This is a genomic window from Ruminococcus difficilis, from assembly GCF_016680995.1.
In genome coordinates this window covers 1-17,368 of sequence record NZ_JAEQMG010000191.1, presented here as the reverse complement: position 1 = coordinate 17,368, position 17,368 = coordinate 1, and the positions used below count along the sequence as shown (strand labels likewise).

Genomic DNA, 17,368 nt, shown 5'->3' with positions numbered 1-17,368 from the left:
TCCCTAACGACGCTCTTCCGATCTCTTCAACTGCCGCAGCAAGCGTTCGATATTCAGCCTCGGACTTCTCAGCAACCTCTACAGCGTCGGAGCGTTCGTTCTGGGCTGTCTGCTGCTCGCGCTCGTACTCTTTGTACCCGCGCTCCATTCGCTCTTCTGCGTTGAGGCGATGGACGGCATGATGTACGCTTATATCGCACTTCTGGCATTTGCTCCGACGGTCGTGATTCAGATTATCAAGGCTATTTCCGACAAGGTGAACAAAACCTCTTGACATAAAATTTGCCATAATTTATAATAGAAAAAAAGGAGGTTTTTCCATGAATAATATCTGGCATGACATCTCACCGAAAAGAATTACCTGCGACCGCTTTTATGCTGTAATCGAAATTTCCAAGGGTGGAAAAAATAAATATGAGCTCGATAAGGAGACCGGTATGCTCAAGCTCGACCGCGTGCTCTTCACCTCGACTCATTATCCCGCAAACTACGGCTTTATTCCGCGCACATATGCCGACGACGGCGACCCGCTCGACGTTCTGGTTCTGTGCAGCGAGACCATTCTGCCCATGACTCTGGTAGAGTGCAAGCCCATCGGCGTACTCAACATGATCGACAACAACAGCAAAGACGAAAAGATCATCGCTGTGCCGATCAACGATCCCAACTACAATACATACAATGACATCTCGGATCTGCCCAAGCACCGTTTTGACGAGATCCGCCACTTCTTCCAGGTTTACAAGACCCTTGAGGACGACAAGGAAACCGCGGCTACCGAGATTTCAGGCGTGGAGAAGGCAAAGGAAGTTGTCCAGCTCTGCATCGAAAGCTATATCCTCGACTTCCAGCTCGCATAAAAAATCAATGGGCGCACCACCGGTGCGCTCGAATTTTTTTAAAATATTTCAAAAACTGTGCAACACTTCGCCGTTTATTCGACACTATATTAATGAACGAATTCGTTGGAGGACGGAAATGAACGGTAATAAATTAGTAAAGAAAGCCAGAGCAGGTGACAAGCAGGCGTTTGCCACTCTCTACATAAGCTATAAGGACAGCCTGTACCGCTACGCTTATTACAAGCTGCGTTCAGCGGAGGACGCGAAGGACGCCGTGTCCGCGTGTATAACCCAGGCGTATATGGGCATAGCTTCAATACGCGACGAGAAGGCGTTTTCTGCGTGGCTGTTCCGCATACTTTACCGAGAGTGCTGCGCGATAATCCGCAGAAAGGCACAGATCACCTTTGCGGAGATCGACGAGAACCGCTATGTGGTTCCGGACGATACCTATATCCGCAGCGAGCTCAGCGAGGCGCTTGACAGCCTTGCGACAGAGGACAGGGATATCGTTCTGCTCTCGGTCGTTGCGGGCTACAGCAGTCAGGAGATAGCGCAGATGTTCCGCATGAATCCCTCGACTGTGAGGTCGCGCCTGTCACGCGCGCTCGGCAAGATGAGACAGTTTTTGGAGTGAGTGATATGAAAAACGATTTTGATACTGTTAAAGACAGATTTGCTTCCGACGGCGTTAACGCGCCCGACGATATCAATGAGGATATGGTTCTCGGTCAGCTCGAGGGAGTCGAGCCGGTCAAGGTTAAAAAGAAAAAGACAGGCATGGTTCTCGGTATTACCTCGGCTGCGGTGGCGAGCGTTGCGGTGATTACCGCGGGCGCGTTCCTCGCGACGAATATTTTCTTCAGCCGCGTTCAGGTCGGCACGCCCGTATCGGTCAGCGGCACCGCTAAGCTCATGCAGTTCAACACGCGCGACGAGGTGAAAAAGGCAGTCGGCAACGCGAAGAAATTTCAGAATAATATCAACAGCGGCGAGAGATATAACGTTCTCGACGGCGATGTACTTGAGTACGGCGAAAAGGTATTTTCGGCAGGCTCGGCAAACGGTTCAGCGGCAGGTTCAGCGTCAGGCTTGTCGGGCAGTTCTTCGTCGCACAACTCGACCTATGTTCAGCACACGGGCGTTGACGAGGCGGATAACGTCAAGACCGACAGCGAGTATATCTACTATCTTGCGCCGACCTCAAACGGAATGAAGCATCAGATACAGATCTACCGCGCGGCGCAGAAGGATACCGAGATGATATCAGCTGTTACGGAATTGAACGACAGCAATTTCCGCGAGTTTTATGTAAACGGCGACCGTCTTGTTGTTCTTTCGGAGGTGTACTATTCCGATTCCTCAACCGAAGCGTCGGTATATGATATCTCGGACAGAAGCAAGCCCAAGCTGCTCGATTCCTTCTGCCAGAGCGGCAATTACGTTTCCTCGCGCATGATCGGCGACACTCTCTATTTGGTGTCCGATTACTATGCGTACAATGATGACGATTTGCCCGAAACCCGCAACAAAAACGCCACTCCCGACGAGGTGCCCGTCAACTGCACATATTCCGTTGAAACGCCTGCCGACAGCCGCTTTCTCGTAGTAAGCAGCGTCGATACGCAAAACGGCGCAAAGGCTCTGAGCACCAAGTCGATTCTGGGTTCGGCAGACGACGTTTACTGCAATCAGGATTACCTCTATGTCAACGCGACAGAGTACGAAACGCAGGATTACAACAGAGTTATCAACAGCTTTGCTTCCTACTACACACCGACAAATGTCAGAACCCAGATTGTAAAATTCAGTCTCAACGACAACCTCGACGCCGTGGCGAGCTGCTACGTCAAGGGTGAGATAAACAACCAGTACTCACTCGACGAGTACAACGGAAATCTCCGTGTAGCCACCACGTCGATCAACGAGAAAAACTCCTTTGAGGTCAACAACCTCTATGTGCTTGATTCGGAACTCAATCAGATCGGCTCGGTTGAGGGCTTTGCCAAGGACGAGAGCATCAAGGCGGTTCGCTACATGGGAGACACCGCTTACGTCATCACCTACGAGGAAACCGACCCGCTGTTCGTGATTGACCTGTCAACTCCGTCCGACCCGCAGATCCTCGGCGAGGTCAAGATCAGCGGTTTCTCAACCATGCTCGTTCCGATTGATGAGAACACAGTCCTCGGCATCGGCTATAATACCGACAACGTGTACTACACCGATATGGAGGTTCAGGACGGCATAAAAATCGTCACCTTTGACGTCAGCGACAAGACAAACCCGAAGGTTCTGGACACGAAGGTTTTCAAGGGCTATTACTCAGAGGTGCAGAACAATCCCAAGGCGCTTCTCGTCAATACCGAGAGAAACGACTTCACGATCCCGTTCTCCTGCTACGGCGACGGATACAGTAACTACGACAGCTATTCGGGAGTAATTAATTTCAGAATCTCGGACGGAAAGATCGATATTGTCGACGAGTACCGCTCGGACGTATTTGTAAGCAGTGAAAACGGCAGCGCCGAGGTCAGCCGCTGCGTCTATGTCGGAAACACCATATATATGCTCGGCAATGTATGGGAGTATGATTACTACATCAAGAATAATACGGACGACGTATACCGAACCTCTATTGACTGGGTCGATTATAAATAGTATAATAAAAGGAGCCAACCGTATGATTGGCTCCTTGATTTTTTATTTTACAGCTTGAAATCCTCGATAGAATATGTACCTCTCAGGGTAACGCTGCGCGGAACGCGCATAAGCGGGTCATAGCTGAACGCTCTGCACCTGCCGTCCTGAATACGCTTTGACTTTTTGCAGCCTATAATTCCGTTTTCGAAATAAGAATTTTCGCAGTAAGAGCAGTCGGGTGCGATATTTCTGCCGAACAGCTTGTTTTTCATTCTAAATCACCTCTGCAATTAATAGTGTATCACAAGCAGGCATAAGTTTCAAGTAGAATTTTGGAGGGAATACCGTTGAATTTTAACTCAGCCACCATGCGTCTAAATAACGCAGATACAGTGCCTTATCTCACTTATAATTCCTTATCGGAAATAAAATTCATCAACCATGCTTTTTCGACCCGTCTCGGCGGCGTGTCCGAGGGTGAGTTCACCTCGATGAACATGGCGTTCAACCGCGGCGATAACCCCGACGCGGTGACCGAGAACTACCGCCGTATCTGTGAGAGCGCGGGCTTTGAGTTCGATAGCCTGACCGCTTCCGCTCAGGATCACCACACCTTCGTCCGTGCCGTTACGCGCGAAAACCGCGGCGTTGGCATTTACAGGCCGCGCGATATGGAGAGCGTTGACGCGATCATGACTAACGAGAAGGGCGTGACCATCGTGACCTACTACGCCGACTGCACGCCGCTGTTCTTTGTCGATACGGAAAACAAGGCTATCGCTCTGGCTCACGCGGGCTGGCGCGGCACTGTCGGCAGGATCGGAGAGAAGGTCGTTAAGGAGATGGGCGAGCGCTACGGCACAAAGCCCGAAAACATCACAGCCGCCATAGGCCCCGCGATTTCCGTTTGCTGTTACGAGGTGGATTTGCCGTGTGCGGAGCACTTCCTCGCGCTTACGGATCTGAAACCCGAAAAATTTGTATTTCCGAAGGAAGGCGGCAAGTTCATGATCGACCTGCTCGAGACCAACCGTCAGATTCTCGTCGCGGCAGGCGTGAAGAACGAGGACATCACGATTTCCGACCTCTGCACAAACTGCAACAGCGAGCTTCTCTGGAGCCACCGAGCCACAAAGGGACGCCGCGGTACGATGTCTGCCTTTATGTGCTTAAAGTGATTTCGAAAACCACACGTCCTTAACCGCGAACTCCCTGCCATTCAGATAGCTGAGCGAGCCTGAGTCCTCGGTGAAATTGAAAATTAATTTATAGCTGTAAAGCGCCTGATAGGGGAAGCCCTCGGGCGCTTTTTTGCGTCCGTATTTGCTGTCGCCGACCAGAGGGTGCCCGATGCTCGCCATATGCGCGCGTATCTGGTGGGTTCTGCCGGTCAGCAGTTCGATCTCGACAAGGCTGTATTTGCCGTCGAAGGACAGGACGCGGTACTTTGTGCGTATCTCCTTGGAGCCTTCGACCTCGGTTTTGTGCACCGTGACCTTGTTTTTACTCTCGTTTTTCGTCAGGTATCCGCGAAGGATATCGCTGTCCTTGCCGGGCTTGCCGTAAACAAGGCAGAGGTAGTATTTCTCGATCTCCCTTGTTTTCATCTTTTGGTTCAGTATCCTCAGAGCCTCGGCGTTTTTCGCGGCGATGACAATACCGCCCGTGTTGCGGTCAATGCGGTTGACGAGCGCAGGTGAGAACGCTTTTTCTTCCTCGGGGTCGTACTCGCCCTTTTCGTATAAATAGTGCTGCACGCGGCTGACGAGCGAATCAAAGTGATAGCTCTTGTCCTGGTGGGCGATAAGTCCGGGCTTTTTGTCGAGCAAAAGGAGGTTTTCGTCCTCGTAAACTATTTCGAGCTTTGTCGGTGCTTTCATGAATTCATAGTGCTTTTCCTTGCCCGCTTCAAAGAACTCGTCCTTTATATAGAAGGTCAGCACGTCGCCTTCTCGCAGAATATCGTCGATGGCGCATTTTTTGCCGTTGCGCTTGACGCACTTTTTGCGGATATACATATACATCATCGCCTTCGGCATAGTGCGGAAGCGTTTTTGCAGGAACTTGTCAAGCCGTTGTCCCGAGTCGTTTTTGCCGATTGTCAGTTCTCTCATAATAATCACCACCTCTATCATACTGTAAAAACACTCAAATTTCAAGCACACATTAGGATGCGGCGTATAAAATGGTAGAGGGTGATACAGTGAGATGCAGAAAACAAAAGGTCCGCACCTGCCTATGGTTCGGACTCGGACTGCTCGTCGCGTCTGTGCTGCCGACAGAATGGGTGCTGTGCGTGGCGGCAGCCGCGCTGGTTCTCGTCAGTTTATCATGTGCTCGGAGGTAATCATGAAAGTTGTACTTATCGAAAATCCTAAATTCTTCGCGGGGTTGCTCAGAATGCTGTTCGGAATAAAAAAGGAGAAGCAGACTATCGGCTGATTCTACAGTAATATTCCACAAATTCAAGCGTAATCAGATGTGCATTGTGACAAAAACTTTGCGCATCTGATTTTTTTATTGAACTTTTCAGCAAAAGCATTTATAATTAAAATGGTAATTTATGTTGCGAATTATCGAGCAGTATTTAGGAGGTAATTAACATGAGAAACGCAAAAAAACTGATCAGTATCCTGCTTGTCGCAGCTCTGCTGATCACAACAGTCGCGACCGCGGCATTCACCGTCAGCGCAGCGGGAGGCACACTCAGCTCGCACTACCAGACCAACCCCTCGGGCAAGGTAGGCAAGGCGGGCAGCATCACCATTGACGGCGATCTTTCCGATTGGACGGAGGACATGCTCGTCGCTACCAGCGCTGCATGGGACTGCGCCAACCACTGGAAGGGCTCGCATGAGAACTGTCTTATCGACGCTTACGCTCTGTTTGCAAGCTGGGACAGCTCAAACCTTTACATCGGCATGCAGTATGTCAACACCACAGACACATGGCAGAACCCAGGAGACGCGTCCCTGATGGACGGCGGCAAAATCGGCGACCTTCATCTCGTTCTCGCTCTCAGCGTAAATCCCTCTTCAACGGGTCTTACCGGCAAGGTGACTGACGGCAAGTACATCTGGGGCGATCAGATCGACTACAGCGGCACCCATGTTGACCATCTGTTCTACATGAGCGCGAAGCCGGGCGCCGGCGTTCCCGGTCACTTCACCGTAGCGGACGCCGCGGGCAACACAGACTACACCACTCACTGCGGCAGCTACAAGACCGAGGGCATTGAGTACAAGATGGCTGACGGCAACGCCTGCAGCTCTATCTGGGGTCTCAACAATTCCGATTCAACCGACGACGTATTCTCTGACAGCTCAGACTGGGTTGATTACAAGACCTACAAGGGCAGCAAGGGCGTTCACAACACAAAGTACGACAGCTTCTATGAGATCAAGATTCCCTTCACGGCTCTGGGCATCACCGCAAGTCAGCTCACTTCCAACGGCATCGGCGCTATGACTCTCTGCGGCAGAGGCGAATCAGCTCTCGACTGCTGCCCGTTCGATCCTTCAATGATCGACAACGTAAAGGGCGATTACGGCAACGACCCCAGTACTTCTCACGAGAAGGACGACCTTGACGCACTCACAGTACCCCTCGCGAGCATCGGCAAGGGCGGCGTTACACCTACACCCCAGCCTACAACGGCTCCCGTAACTACTCCGCAGCCCACCACAGCTCCCGTAACAACTCCTCAGCCCACAACCGATCCCGTATCGGACAAGACCGTTGTTAACGCTACATCTAACATCTGCGGCAGCGGCAATGTTACGGCGACAGGCAGCACCGTTACCGTTACATATAACCTTCAGTCCGCGATGGATCTCGTTAACGGTCAGTGGAACCTGAAATACGACACCTCGAAGCTCAGGCTCAAGACGGCTGCTTCGAAGCTGATGCCCAATATCAGCGGCAGCTCAAATATCTATAACGATGTCGCTTACGGCACCTTCTCCGAAATATACGATCCCTATGATTTCAAGACCTCAAAGGCGTTCGTCCAGGCTGAATTTGAAGTCATCGGCAAGGGCACCGCTAATGTAGCCCTCGATGTCCAGGAACTTTCCGTCGGCTATTTCAGCGGCAGCACGCTTAAATTCGAAAACGCGGTCAAAAACAGCCAGAAGCAGAATCTTTCTTCCATCTCCGGCTTCAGCTCCAACAATGTCACCGGTTCGACATCCGTTATCAACGGTTCTCCCTCTGTTGACACAAAGCTCACTGTAAACGCGACCTCGAATTTCTTCCCGGCATCAAGCACCACCGTCAACCAGACGGGTACAAAGGTTACGGTTCAGTATCTCTTCCAGTCCACCCACGACATGCTCAACTCAGAGTGGACTCTGACCTATGATTCCTCAAAGCTCAGCTACAATAGCTCTGCGACAGGCAGCATTATGCCCAACGCGAGCGGTGTGGTTGCGTCCGAGCCCAGCAAGGGCAGAATCAAGGGCTCAAGCTCCAGCACGCTCCCGTGTGAGTTCACCACGGAAAAACCGTTTGTTAAGGTGACCTTTGACGTGCTCGACACAGGCACCGCGACCGTTAACCTCAATGTTGCGATCCTCGGTCTTGTCAACGCGAGCGGCGACCAGGGTTATCTCGTCGACGGCGGCAGCGTCAAGAACCTTAAGTCCCAGTCGGGCTTCTCAAATCTCAGCTATTCCACAAATACAAAATTCGGCGATATCTCAGCAAAGGCTATCAAAGTTAAGACAACCTCTAACTATTTCCCCGAAACCACGAGATCTCTTACCGACTCCTCTCAGATCACAGTTGCCTTCAAGCTCCAGTCTTTCTACGAGCTGATCAACTCGGAGTGGGAACTCAGCTACGATCCCGCAAAGCTCAGCTTCAATAAGGCGGATCTCAAGAAGCTTCAGCCCAACCTCACCGGTACAGTTGCTCTCGAAACCACAACAGGTCTTATCAAGGGCAACTTCTCAAACCTCAGCTGTGACAACTTCTACAGAGAGAAGGATTTCGTAACAGTGACCTTCGATATTATCGGTACAGGCGAAACTACCGTCAATATGAACCTTAAGTATCTCGGCGTTGTCAATGAGGAGAATAAGGAAGGTTTTGTTATCGAAAAGGGCAAAGACACAAATCTGAAGTCCAAGACAGGCTTCAGCAAGAACTCCACATACGGTGTTTCTGCTGTTATGCCTAACGGAAACAAGGATCGCATCAAGGGAGACACTAACTTCGACGGCACGGTCGACATCAGCGATGCCACCTATATTCAGAAGCACGTGACGGAGTATGTTCTCTTCAACAACAATCAGCTTGCGGTTGCAGATGTTACAGGCGACGGCAAGGTAGATATTGCAGACGCGACACAGGTTCAGAGAATGGCCGCAAACTAAAATTCAATATTTATTCAGACGGCTGACCTTATGCGGGTCAGCCGTTTTTCTGTCATAAAGCGTTTTGCTCTCTCATATACTGTTACCAACAAAGCAAAAGGAGAGAGAAAACATGGAATATCCTACGGAGAGCCGGTTCCTTCGCGCGCCCGCGGCAGTCCTCGATACCGTTGCCGAGCAGCTCGCGGACGTCGACCTGACGCTGCCCGATTACTGTCCCGATATTGAAAAAATCCTCAAATGCACCCTGATCCCCAAGCTGCAGTCGAAGTCACTTTCGGGCGGACAGCTAAGGGTTGACGGAAGCTGCGTTGTCAATGTTTTGTACGTTGAGAGCACAGGAAAAACGATCCGCTGCTGCGAACAAAGCGTGAGCTTCTCGCAGAGCTTTTCGCTGCGGGAAACGCCCGAGAACTACGTTGTCCTCACAAAAACTAAGCCCGAGTACATAAACTGCCGGGCGCTCAGTCCGCGCAGACTTGTGATACACGGGGCATTTTCGCTGTACGCCAAGGTGCTTTCCGTCGGGCAGAGCGAAATTTTCACCCCGCCCGAGGGGCTTGAAACGCTCATAAAGCCTGCGGAATGCGCCGATCTTACCGCGCTGTGTCAGGAGCAGTTTACCGTCAGCGAGGAGATCTCGGCAGCCGATAAGCCGCCGGTTGAGTCCGTGCTGCATTCGTCTGTTACTGCGGGAATCAACGATGTCAAGGCGGTCAAGGATAAGCTGATGGTCGGCGGTGAGCTGAACCTGAGGATGTTCTACCTCTGCGACGTCGAAACGGGCGAAACCGCGAAGCTGGACTACGTCCTGCCGTTCAACCAGATTCTCGATTGCGACGGCGTTGACGAGAATACCCGCAACCTGCTCTGCTGCGAGGTCATGTCCTACGACGTCCGCCTGAAAAACGATATTATGAGCGAGAAGCCCATCATCGCGCTCGACGTGAAGCTCTGTCTTACCGAACAGGGATATGTGATGCGCGAGGAAAAACTGGTTTGCGACGCGTTTTCAGTAGAATACGCCTCAGCGCCGCGCTTTGATAACCTCAAGACCGTCACCGAGCTGCTGCCTGTTTCCGAGAGCTTTATGGAGAAGCTCTCGATTTGTGTGGACAGCGGAAAAATCGGTAAGATCCTCGACATCTATGCAGACAGCCTCACCCTCAACGCTGCTCCCGCCGACGGACGGCTCTCCGTCAGCGGCAAGGTCAATCTCTGCATGCTCGCTCTCGACGGCGATGATTTCCCGATGTTCGTCGAGCGCAGCTGCGACTTCTCGCACACGCTTTCCTCGTCCGAGGGCTGCGACAGCCTGTGCTTCGGCAGGGTGCGTGCCTCGGGACTCAGCTTCCGCCTCGCCGACGACAGCACCGCCGAGATAAGAGTTGAGCTGAAGGTCACAGGCGGCGCGATGAAGAACGAGTGTACCCGCGTTGTGACTGATGTTGAGGTGTTTGAGGATCAGCCTCTTTCGTCGGGTGACTGCGCGCTGACACTGTATTTTGCCGACAGCGGCGAAAATCTCTGGAGCATTTCCAAGGCGCACAATACGCGGCTTGAACCGCTGATGTGTGAGAATAACCTTGAGGAAATCGATCTCGACAGCCCACAGATGCTGTTGATTCCGAAGCTGTAAGGAGGCAAAGCGATGGAAGACAGAAACGTTTACAGAGATATTTCGCAGCGCACCGACGGCGACGTCTACATCGGCGTTGTCGGCCCTGTCCGCACGGGAAAGTCGACCTTTATCAAGAGATTCATGGATTCGCTCGTCCTGCCGAATATCCGCGACGAGAATATCTACCGCCGCGCGGTTGACGAGCTGCCGCAGTCGTCCGCGGGCAGGACGATAATGACGACAGAGCCTAAGTTTATCCCCGAGGAGTCCGTTGAGATCGATCTCGGCGACAACGCGGCGTTCCGCGTCCGAATGATCGACTGCGTCGGCTATCTTGTGCCGTCCGCTCTGGGACAAAGCGAGGAGGACTCGCCGCGCATGGTGAAAACTCCGTGGTCTGATGAAGAGATCCCGTTTGAAGAGGCGGCGGAAATCGGAACAAAAAAGGTGATAACCGATCATTCCACAATCGGGCTTGTCATTACCGCCGACGGCTCCTTCGGCGAGATCCCGCGTGAGGATTACGAGGATAGCGAGCGGCGTGTGGTTGAGGAGCTTCAGGCGATAAACAAGCCGTTTATTCTTCTGCTCAACTCTGCCAATCCCGACGGAGAACGTGCGAAGGCGCTCTCGGAAGAGCTTTCCGCGCGTTATCAGGTGCCTGTACTGCCTGTCAGCTGCATGGAGCTGAGTGAAAACGAGATAAAGCGCGTCCTCGCGCAGCTGCTCTTTGAGTTCCCGATGAAGGAGATACAGGTCGATATCCCTTGCTGGCTGATTTCGCTCGAAAAGGATCACTGGCTCAAGTCATCTGTGTTCGAGTGCATTCGCTCCGCCGCTCAGGGTATGGAAAAAATCCGCGAAATACAGGATATGCTCTCAAAGATCTCAGACTGCGGCCATATTTCGGAGGCAAAGCTCGATTCGCTCGATCTGGGAACGGGAAGCGCGCGTATTTCCGTTTCGCTGAAACCCGAGCTGTTCTACAAGGTGCTTTCAGAGCAGACCGGACTTGAGGTTTCCGACGAGCGTGATCTGATGGAGAGTATGGAGCGCTTGTCGGAAAAGCAGCGCGAATACGACAAAATCGCTCAGGCATACGAGCAGGTCAAGGAGACCGGCTACGGAATCGTTATGCCGACGATCGACGAGCTGTCCCTTGACGAGCCGCAGATCATCAAGCAGAGCGGCAAGTACGGCATACGTCTTAAGGCGAGCGCGCCGTCTATTCACCTGATGCGCATTGAAACACAGACGGAGGTAACGCCGATTGTCGGCTCAGAGCAGCAGAGCGAGGAGCTTGTGTCATATCTGCTCAAGGAATTCGAGGAAAGTCCCGAGAAAATCTGGGAGAGCAATATCTTCGGCAAGTCCGTCCACGAGCTGGTCAACGAAGGTCTGCACAACAAGCTGAGCCGTATGCCGTCAGACGCGCGGCGGAAGATAGGGGAGACGATTGAGAAAATCATCAACGACGGCTGCAACGGACTGATTTGCATAATAATTTAGAAACCAATTTGACGACAATGCCAAGGCTGATGCTTTGGCATTTTTTTTGCATTATTTGGTAAGCTGAATTGATTTTTATATAAATCGACGAAAAACATGTCGGCGCTGATTTGTTATTGAAAAAAATGCTGAATTAAAGTATAATATCAATGTATGCAAATTCACATTTTGGAGGTTGTTTTATGGTACTTAACGGTATTGGGTTAACGCAGTTTGCCGCGACCGAGCTGTCGCTCGCCGAAAAGGGTATCGCCTCGGCAAAGGTCATTCTCACAGGCTTTGTGGTGGTATTCTCGGTTTTGCTCCTGCTCATCGGCGTAATCAAGCTGTACAGCTTTATCGTCGGAAAGGCGCAGGGCTCGGGCGGAAGTAAAAAGAAGAAAAAGGAACAAACGCCTCCCGAAAAGAAAAAAGTCACGGCTGAGATTTCCAAGCCCGCTGAGGTGAAACAGGCGCTTCCTGCCGGGGAAGGCATTCCCGAAGAGGTTGTCGCCGTTATCGCGGCTGCTGTCGCGACTATGTACGGCAAATCGGGCAGGGCAAAAATCAAAAGCATCAAAAAGGCCGGCGGCAGATCCGCGTGGGCAAACGCGGGTGTATTGGACAATACCCGCCCGTTTTAAGGCTTGGAAAGGTTCGGTTTAGTTTATGGAAATATTAACAGGTTTTCTTGACGCCATCAGGGGCATTTACGAAAGCTCAGGATTGGTTAGCCTCGGTTGGCAGAATTACGTAATGATCGGCATTTCGTGCTTTCTGCTCTATCTCGCAATCAAAAAGCAGTATGAACCGCTTCTGCTGCTTCCCATCGCTTTCGGTATGCTGCTCGTCAATCTCTATCCCGAGATCATGGCGGCTCCGCACATCAGCTTAGTTGAAATCCAGAGCGCCAACGACCCTGCCGCGACAGGTCACGTCGTTCAGGAAATAGGCGGAAAGATTTACTATGAGAATCCCACCTACGGCGGTCTTCTCTACTATCTCTACCAGGGCGTTAAGCTCGGTATCTATCCACCGCTCATCTTCCTCGGCATCGGCTGTATGACCGACTTCGGTCCGCTGATCGCCAACCCCAAGAGCCTTATCCTCGGCGCTGCGGCTCAGATCGGTATCTTCATTACCTTCACAGGCGCGATTTTCCTCGGCTTTACCGAAGCTGAGGCGGGCGCTATCGGCATTATCGGCGGCGCTGACGGTCCGACCGCGATTTATGTTACCACAAAGCTCGCTCCGCATCTGCTCGGTTCGATCGCGATTGCGGCGTATTCCTACATGGCGCTTGTTCCCATCATTCAGCCGCCTATCATGAAGCTCCTCACCACAAAGAAGGAGAGAGGCGTTGTGATGGAGCAGCTCCGTCCCGTATCAAAGCTCGAGAAGATCCTTTTCCCGATCATCGTTGTAATCCTGATTGCGATATTCCTGCCCGACGCCGCTCCTCTTGTAGGTATGCTGATGCTCGGCAATCTGTTCAAGGAATCCGGCGTGGTTGAGAGAATCGCAAAGGCCGCTCAGAACGAGCTGATGAATATTATCACTATCTTCCTCGGCACAACAGTCGGCGCGACTGCTTCGGGCGCGAACTTCCTCAAGCTCGACACCCTCAAGATCATCGCTCTCGGTCTGATTGCATTCTGTATGGGCACAGCCTTCGGCGTTCTCTTCGGCAAGATCATGTACAAGTTAACAGGCGGCAAGATCAATCCTCTTATCGGTTCCGCCGGTGTTTCCGCTGTTCCAATGGCCGCGCGTGTATCGCAGAAGGTCGGCCAGCAGGAGAATCCCGGAAACTTCCTGCTTATGCACGCAATGGGTCCGAATGTTGCGGGCGTTATCGGTTCGGCGGTAGCCGCAGGCGTACTGCTGAATGTTGTCGGATAAATAAAAAATCTAAAGGAAGCCTCTGCTTCCTTTATTTTTCTGCTAATAGATTGAAATAATTCTTTTATGGAAACATAATCCCGATTATATGATATATAATTCTAAGGTGTAATATTATGCGATAAGATTCTTTACGCAGAAGGAGACAGGAAATGCCAAAAAATATAACCATTCAAAAGATTTTAGGCGTACTCCTGCACAGAATTCGTTTTATCGTGATTGTTGCGTTGGCAGCGGGTTTACTGACATTCCTCTATACATATTTCTTTATCACCCCGCAGTACACCTCGTCAACCATGATATTTGTGCAGAACTACAACAAAAAAGAAGTTACGGACGATACTGCCGACAAGGCTGATACAGAATCCTCGAGAACCTCTGATTCAAACTCGAGCAACAACGAAGTCGCTCAGAAGATCTTTAACTCAGATATCAGCGGTTCCTCTACTCTGGCGAAAATCTGCGTCACCCTGTTCCAGAACTCCGACAAGATCACCACTCTGTACAACGGCTGCAGTGTCAGCTTTTCAACGGTGGAAGGAACCTTCTATATCAACGTAAACGTGACGGGAGATGATCCCGAGAAGTGTGCCAATGTAGCAAATCAGATTTCCGATATGTGCAATGAGGTTTTCCACGATAACTTCATGTACGGTCAGCTTGGTATAATCCGCACCGCCAAGGCTCCTTCATCGCCGATTTCGCCGAACAAGATGAGAAATACACTCATCGGCTTTGCGGTCGGACTTGTGGCTGCCTGCCTGATTTCGGTTCTGCTTGAGCTGATTGACACCACCATTAAGTCAGACGAGGATCTCTCGGAAATCTACAAGATTCCTGTATTCGCTGAGATTCCCGATTTTAACACGGGAGGTAAGTAAGCATGGCCCTGAAGATTAAACTGAAAAAACCGGATCAAAAAAAGACCGAAAAGAACTATAACTCCGCTGATGCTATTTCAGAGAAGAGCAAATTCGCGATAGTTGAGTCCTACAAAAGCGCCCGTTCCAATATTATGTTCTCTCTCTCCGCAGAGGATCAGAAGGTTTTCGCTGTAACAAGCTACGCAAAGGGCGAGGGTAAAAGTACCGTTTCGGCAAATCTCGCGATTTCCTTCTCAAAGATGGAGCGAAGGGTTTTGCTGATTGACTGCGACCTGCGCCGTCCGAACCTGCACAATATCTTTAAGGTAGAGAATACGGTAGGACTTTCGAACATAATTGGTAAAATGGCGGATTTTGAGGACGCCGTAAAGCACGATGTTCTTCCTAATCTCGATATTTTGCCCTCCGGCACGATTCCGCCCAACCCGTCCGAGCTGCTCTGTTCTCCCGGCTTTGAGAAGCTGGTTAAGGGTCTGATTGATGAGTACGATTACATTATCTTCGATACTCCGCCTATCGGTGTTGTCGCCGATGCCCTTCTGCTCAAGGACAGGGTCGCGGGCTATGTTGTCGTTCTCCGCGAACGCTCCACCACCCACGGCGATATCCAGAAGATGCTCGAGAGCATCAAGCTTGCCGACACAAAAATCCTCGGGTTCATCAAGGTCGGCTGCACCCAGAATAAGAAAAGCGCCGGCAGAGGTTACTATTACTATCAGTACTATTAACCGCACGAATGGTACAGCTTCCGAAAAACTGAATAATATTATAATAACAATTTCAACAGACTCACTAAGCAATCGCGAGGTGAGCCTGTTTTTTATTAATAAAACTGACGAATTTGCAGGATTTGTAAAAAAGACTTGCATTTTCGGTGCCGTTGTATTAGAATATATAAGGTTACAAAAAGAACAATTGCGTAAGGAGATATGGGAAATGGAATACTTCAAGTGCAGCTCCGAGGAGCTGGAAAAGGAATACGCCGCTCTTAAAAAGCGCTATAAGGACGAAAAAGGCAAGGGTCTTTCGCTCAATATGGCAAGAGGAAAGCCCGGCAAGGAGCAGCTTGACCTTTCGCTGAAAATGCTCGACGTGATGAACAGCAAGTCTGATTTCATCGGCGAGGATGGCATGGACTGCAGAAACTACGGTATCTTTCACGGTATCGACGAGTGCCGCAAGCTCTTCGGCGAGATTCTCGGCGTGCCCTCAAACAGCGTTATGGTCGGCGGCAACTCCAGCCTGAACATGATGTTCGACACGATTTCCTGCATGATGACAAAGCCGATTGTCGAGGGCTGCAAGCCCTGGTATGAGGTTCCCGACAGAAAGTTCCTCTGTCCGGTTCCCGGCTACGACAGACATTTCGGTATCACCCAGTACTATGGCTTTGAGATGATTCCCGTTCCCATGAACGAGAACGGCCCCGACATGGACATCGTTGAGCGTCTTGTTTCGAACGACGAGAGCATCAAGGGTATCTGGTGCGTGCCGAAATACTCAAACCCCAACGGCATTACCTACAGCGATGAAACCGTAAGACGTTTCGCATCCCTCAAGCCCGCGGCGAAGGATTTCCGCATTATGTGGGATAACGCCTACTGCATTCACGATATCACCGACACACCCGACAAGCTGCTCAATATTGTTGACGAGTGCAGAAAGACAGGCAACGTTGACCTGCCGGTTCTGTTCTGCTCGACGTCTAAAATCACCTTCCCGGGCGCGGGTGTCGCTGCAATGGCGGCTTCCTCGAACAACATGAAGGTGTTTGCGGCGCGTTACAACTACGAGATCATCAGCTATGATAAGCTCAACATGCTCCGTCACGTCAAGTTCTTCGGCGACTTTAACGGTGTTCTTAAGCATATGGAAAAGCATAAGGCTATCCTAAAGCCCAAGTTTGACATCGTGCTCAATACGCTTGACAAGGAGCTCAAGCCAACAGGCACCGCGAACTGGACCAACCCCAACGGCGGCTACTTCGTAAGCGTAGACGTCATGGAGGGCACCGCGAAGCGCGTTGTACACCTCTGCCGCGACGCGGGCGTAGTTCTCACCGGAGCGGGCGCGACATATCCGCTCGGCAACGACCCTCACGACAGCAATATCCGCATAGCGCCTACCTTCCCGCCCAACAACGAGCTGGAGCAGGCCATGGATATTTTCTGCACCTGCGCGAAGCTCGCGGCGTGCGAGAAGCTGCTCGGCAAAATCTGATAAGTTAGTTTTTATGACCCGGCAGGAGCGATTCTGCCGGGTTTTCCTTTTGGAGCCGATAGATTCGGGTGTTATTCAGCGCGTTTTGTACAAATCGGCGGAGTATAAGGGCGGATAAATTTTATGTTACAATTTTTATGATATGATTTTATGCAATACTGCTAAAGATAAAGTTTTTTTATCAAATATTTGCATTTCCATTGACAATTTGCCAAAAAAATCATATAATAACTCTGTTACGTCTGTAAGTCTGCGCCCGTAACAGGGTTGTTTTTTTCTTACAGACAATTATATTACGGAGGTTCAAAAGGCATGAAAAGAGTTCCAAAGCCGGTGTTCTTCATTGTTGCTTTGCTGATACTTGCCTTTTCGTTTACTGCGATTTTCGGA

General features: G+C 51.0%; 16 protein-coding genes and 1 pseudogene. 15 read left to right on the top strand and 2 right to left on the bottom strand.

The window, feature by feature from the left end:
- Nucleotides 1-34 precede the first annotated feature (34 nt).
- The 4 genes and pseudogenes from JKK62_RS16805 to JKK62_RS16790 all read left to right on the top strand — a co-directional run.
- A pseudogene (locus JKK62_RS16805) lies at nt 35-274 on the top strand (cation transporting ATPase C-terminal domain-containing protein); the annotation flags it as partial.
- Nucleotides 275-320: 46 nt separating this feature from the next.
- On the top strand, nt 321-860 hold the full coding sequence (locus tag JKK62_RS16800; protein ID WP_186834177.1) for an inorganic diphosphatase: 540 nt from the start codon (nt 321-323) through the stop codon (nt 858-860).
- Between the two features lie 118 nt (nt 861-978).
- The gene (locus JKK62_RS16795) at nt 979-1,479 is read left to right on the top strand and encodes an RNA polymerase sigma factor (protein WP_186834176.1); all 501 of its coding nucleotides are present in this window, start codon (nt 979-981) and stop codon (nt 1,477-1,479) included.
- A 5-nt stretch (nt 1,480-1,484) separates the two neighbouring features.
- Nucleotides 1,485-3,503, top strand: coding sequence for a beta-propeller domain-containing protein (locus JKK62_RS16790; protein WP_201428929.1), 2,019 nt, complete (start codon nt 1,485-1,487; stop codon nt 3,501-3,503).
- Between the two features lie 47 nt (nt 3,504-3,550).
- Here JKK62_RS16790 and JKK62_RS16785 read toward each other — a convergent pair whose 3' ends face one another.
- Nucleotides 3,551-3,757, bottom strand: a complete 207-nt coding sequence (locus tag JKK62_RS16785; protein ID WP_186834174.1) for a hypothetical protein — start codon at nt 3,755-3,757, stop codon at nt 3,551-3,553.
- 96 nt (nt 3,758-3,853) lie between these two features.
- On the opposite strand from JKK62_RS16785, the gene pgeF reads away from it, so the two are divergent.
- Nucleotides 3,854-4,663 carry a peptidoglycan editing factor PgeF gene (gene pgeF, locus JKK62_RS16780; protein ID WP_243411904.1) on the top strand — a complete coding sequence of 270 codons (810 nt, stop codon included), beginning with the start codon at nt 3,854-3,856 and terminating at the stop codon, nt 4,661-4,663.
- Here pgeF and JKK62_RS16775 read toward each other — a convergent pair.
- Nucleotides 4,655-5,599, bottom strand: coding sequence for an RluA family pseudouridine synthase (locus JKK62_RS16775; RefSeq protein ID WP_201428928.1), 945 nt, complete (start codon nt 5,597-5,599; stop codon nt 4,655-4,657). The genes pgeF and JKK62_RS16775 overlap by 9 nt on opposite strands.
- An 89-nt stretch (nt 5,600-5,688) precedes the next feature.
- Here JKK62_RS16775 and JKK62_RS16770 point away from each other — a divergent pair, with 89 nt between their 5' ends.
- The 10 genes from JKK62_RS16770 (at nt 5,689) to JKK62_RS16725 (ending at nt 16,978) form a co-directional block, all read left to right on the top strand.
- Nucleotides 5,689-5,832, top strand: a complete 144-nt coding sequence (locus tag JKK62_RS16770) for a hypothetical protein (RefSeq protein WP_201428927.1) — start codon at nt 5,689-5,691, stop codon at nt 5,830-5,832.
- Nucleotides 5,833-5,834: 2 nt separating this feature from the next.
- Complete coding sequence (spoVM, locus tag JKK62_RS16765) at nt 5,835-5,927, top strand: stage V sporulation protein SpoVM (protein ID WP_186834171.1); 93 nt, start codon at nt 5,835-5,837, stop codon at nt 5,925-5,927.
- A gap of 161 nt (nt 5,928-6,088) precedes the next feature.
- Nucleotides 6,089-8,863, top strand: coding sequence for a dockerin type I domain-containing protein (locus JKK62_RS16760; RefSeq protein ID WP_201428926.1), 2,775 nt, complete (start codon nt 6,089-6,091; stop codon nt 8,861-8,863).
- Nucleotides 8,864-8,975: 112 nt separating this feature from the next.
- Nucleotides 8,976-10,502, top strand: coding sequence for a DUF3794 and LysM peptidoglycan-binding domain-containing protein (locus tag JKK62_RS16755; protein ID WP_201428925.1), 1,527 nt, complete (start codon nt 8,976-8,978; stop codon nt 10,500-10,502).
- Nucleotides 10,503-10,514: 12 nt separating this feature from the next.
- Nucleotides 10,515-11,993, top strand: a complete 1,479-nt coding sequence (gene spoIVA / locus JKK62_RS16750; RefSeq protein ID WP_201428924.1) for a stage IV sporulation protein A — start codon at nt 10,515-10,517, stop codon at nt 11,991-11,993.
- Nucleotides 11,994-12,175: 182 nt separating this feature from the next.
- Nucleotides 12,176-12,616, top strand: a complete 441-nt coding sequence (locus JKK62_RS16745) for an OadG family transporter subunit (RefSeq protein ID WP_201428923.1) — start codon at nt 12,176-12,178, stop codon at nt 12,614-12,616.
- Between the two features lie 25 nt (nt 12,617-12,641).
- On the top strand, nt 12,642-13,874 hold the full coding sequence (locus JKK62_RS16740) for a sodium ion-translocating decarboxylase subunit beta (RefSeq protein WP_186834166.1): 1,233 nt from the start codon (nt 12,642-12,644) through the stop codon (nt 13,872-13,874).
- A gap of 152 nt (nt 13,875-14,026) precedes the next feature.
- Nucleotides 14,027-14,755, top strand: coding sequence for a YveK family protein (locus JKK62_RS16735; protein ID WP_186834165.1), 729 nt, complete (start codon nt 14,027-14,029; stop codon nt 14,753-14,755).
- Nucleotides 14,756-14,757: 2 nt separating this feature from the next.
- A complete protein-coding gene (locus JKK62_RS16730) occupies nt 14,758-15,486 on the top strand; it encodes a CpsD/CapB family tyrosine-protein kinase (RefSeq protein ID WP_201428922.1) in 729 nt (242 codons plus the stop codon).
- A 208-nt stretch (nt 15,487-15,694) separates the two neighbouring features.
- Entirely contained in the window at nt 15,695-16,978 is a 1,284-nt protein-coding gene (locus tag JKK62_RS16725) for an aspartate aminotransferase type Ic (protein ID WP_186834163.1), read from the top strand.
- Nucleotides 16,979-17,368 lie beyond the last annotated feature (390 nt).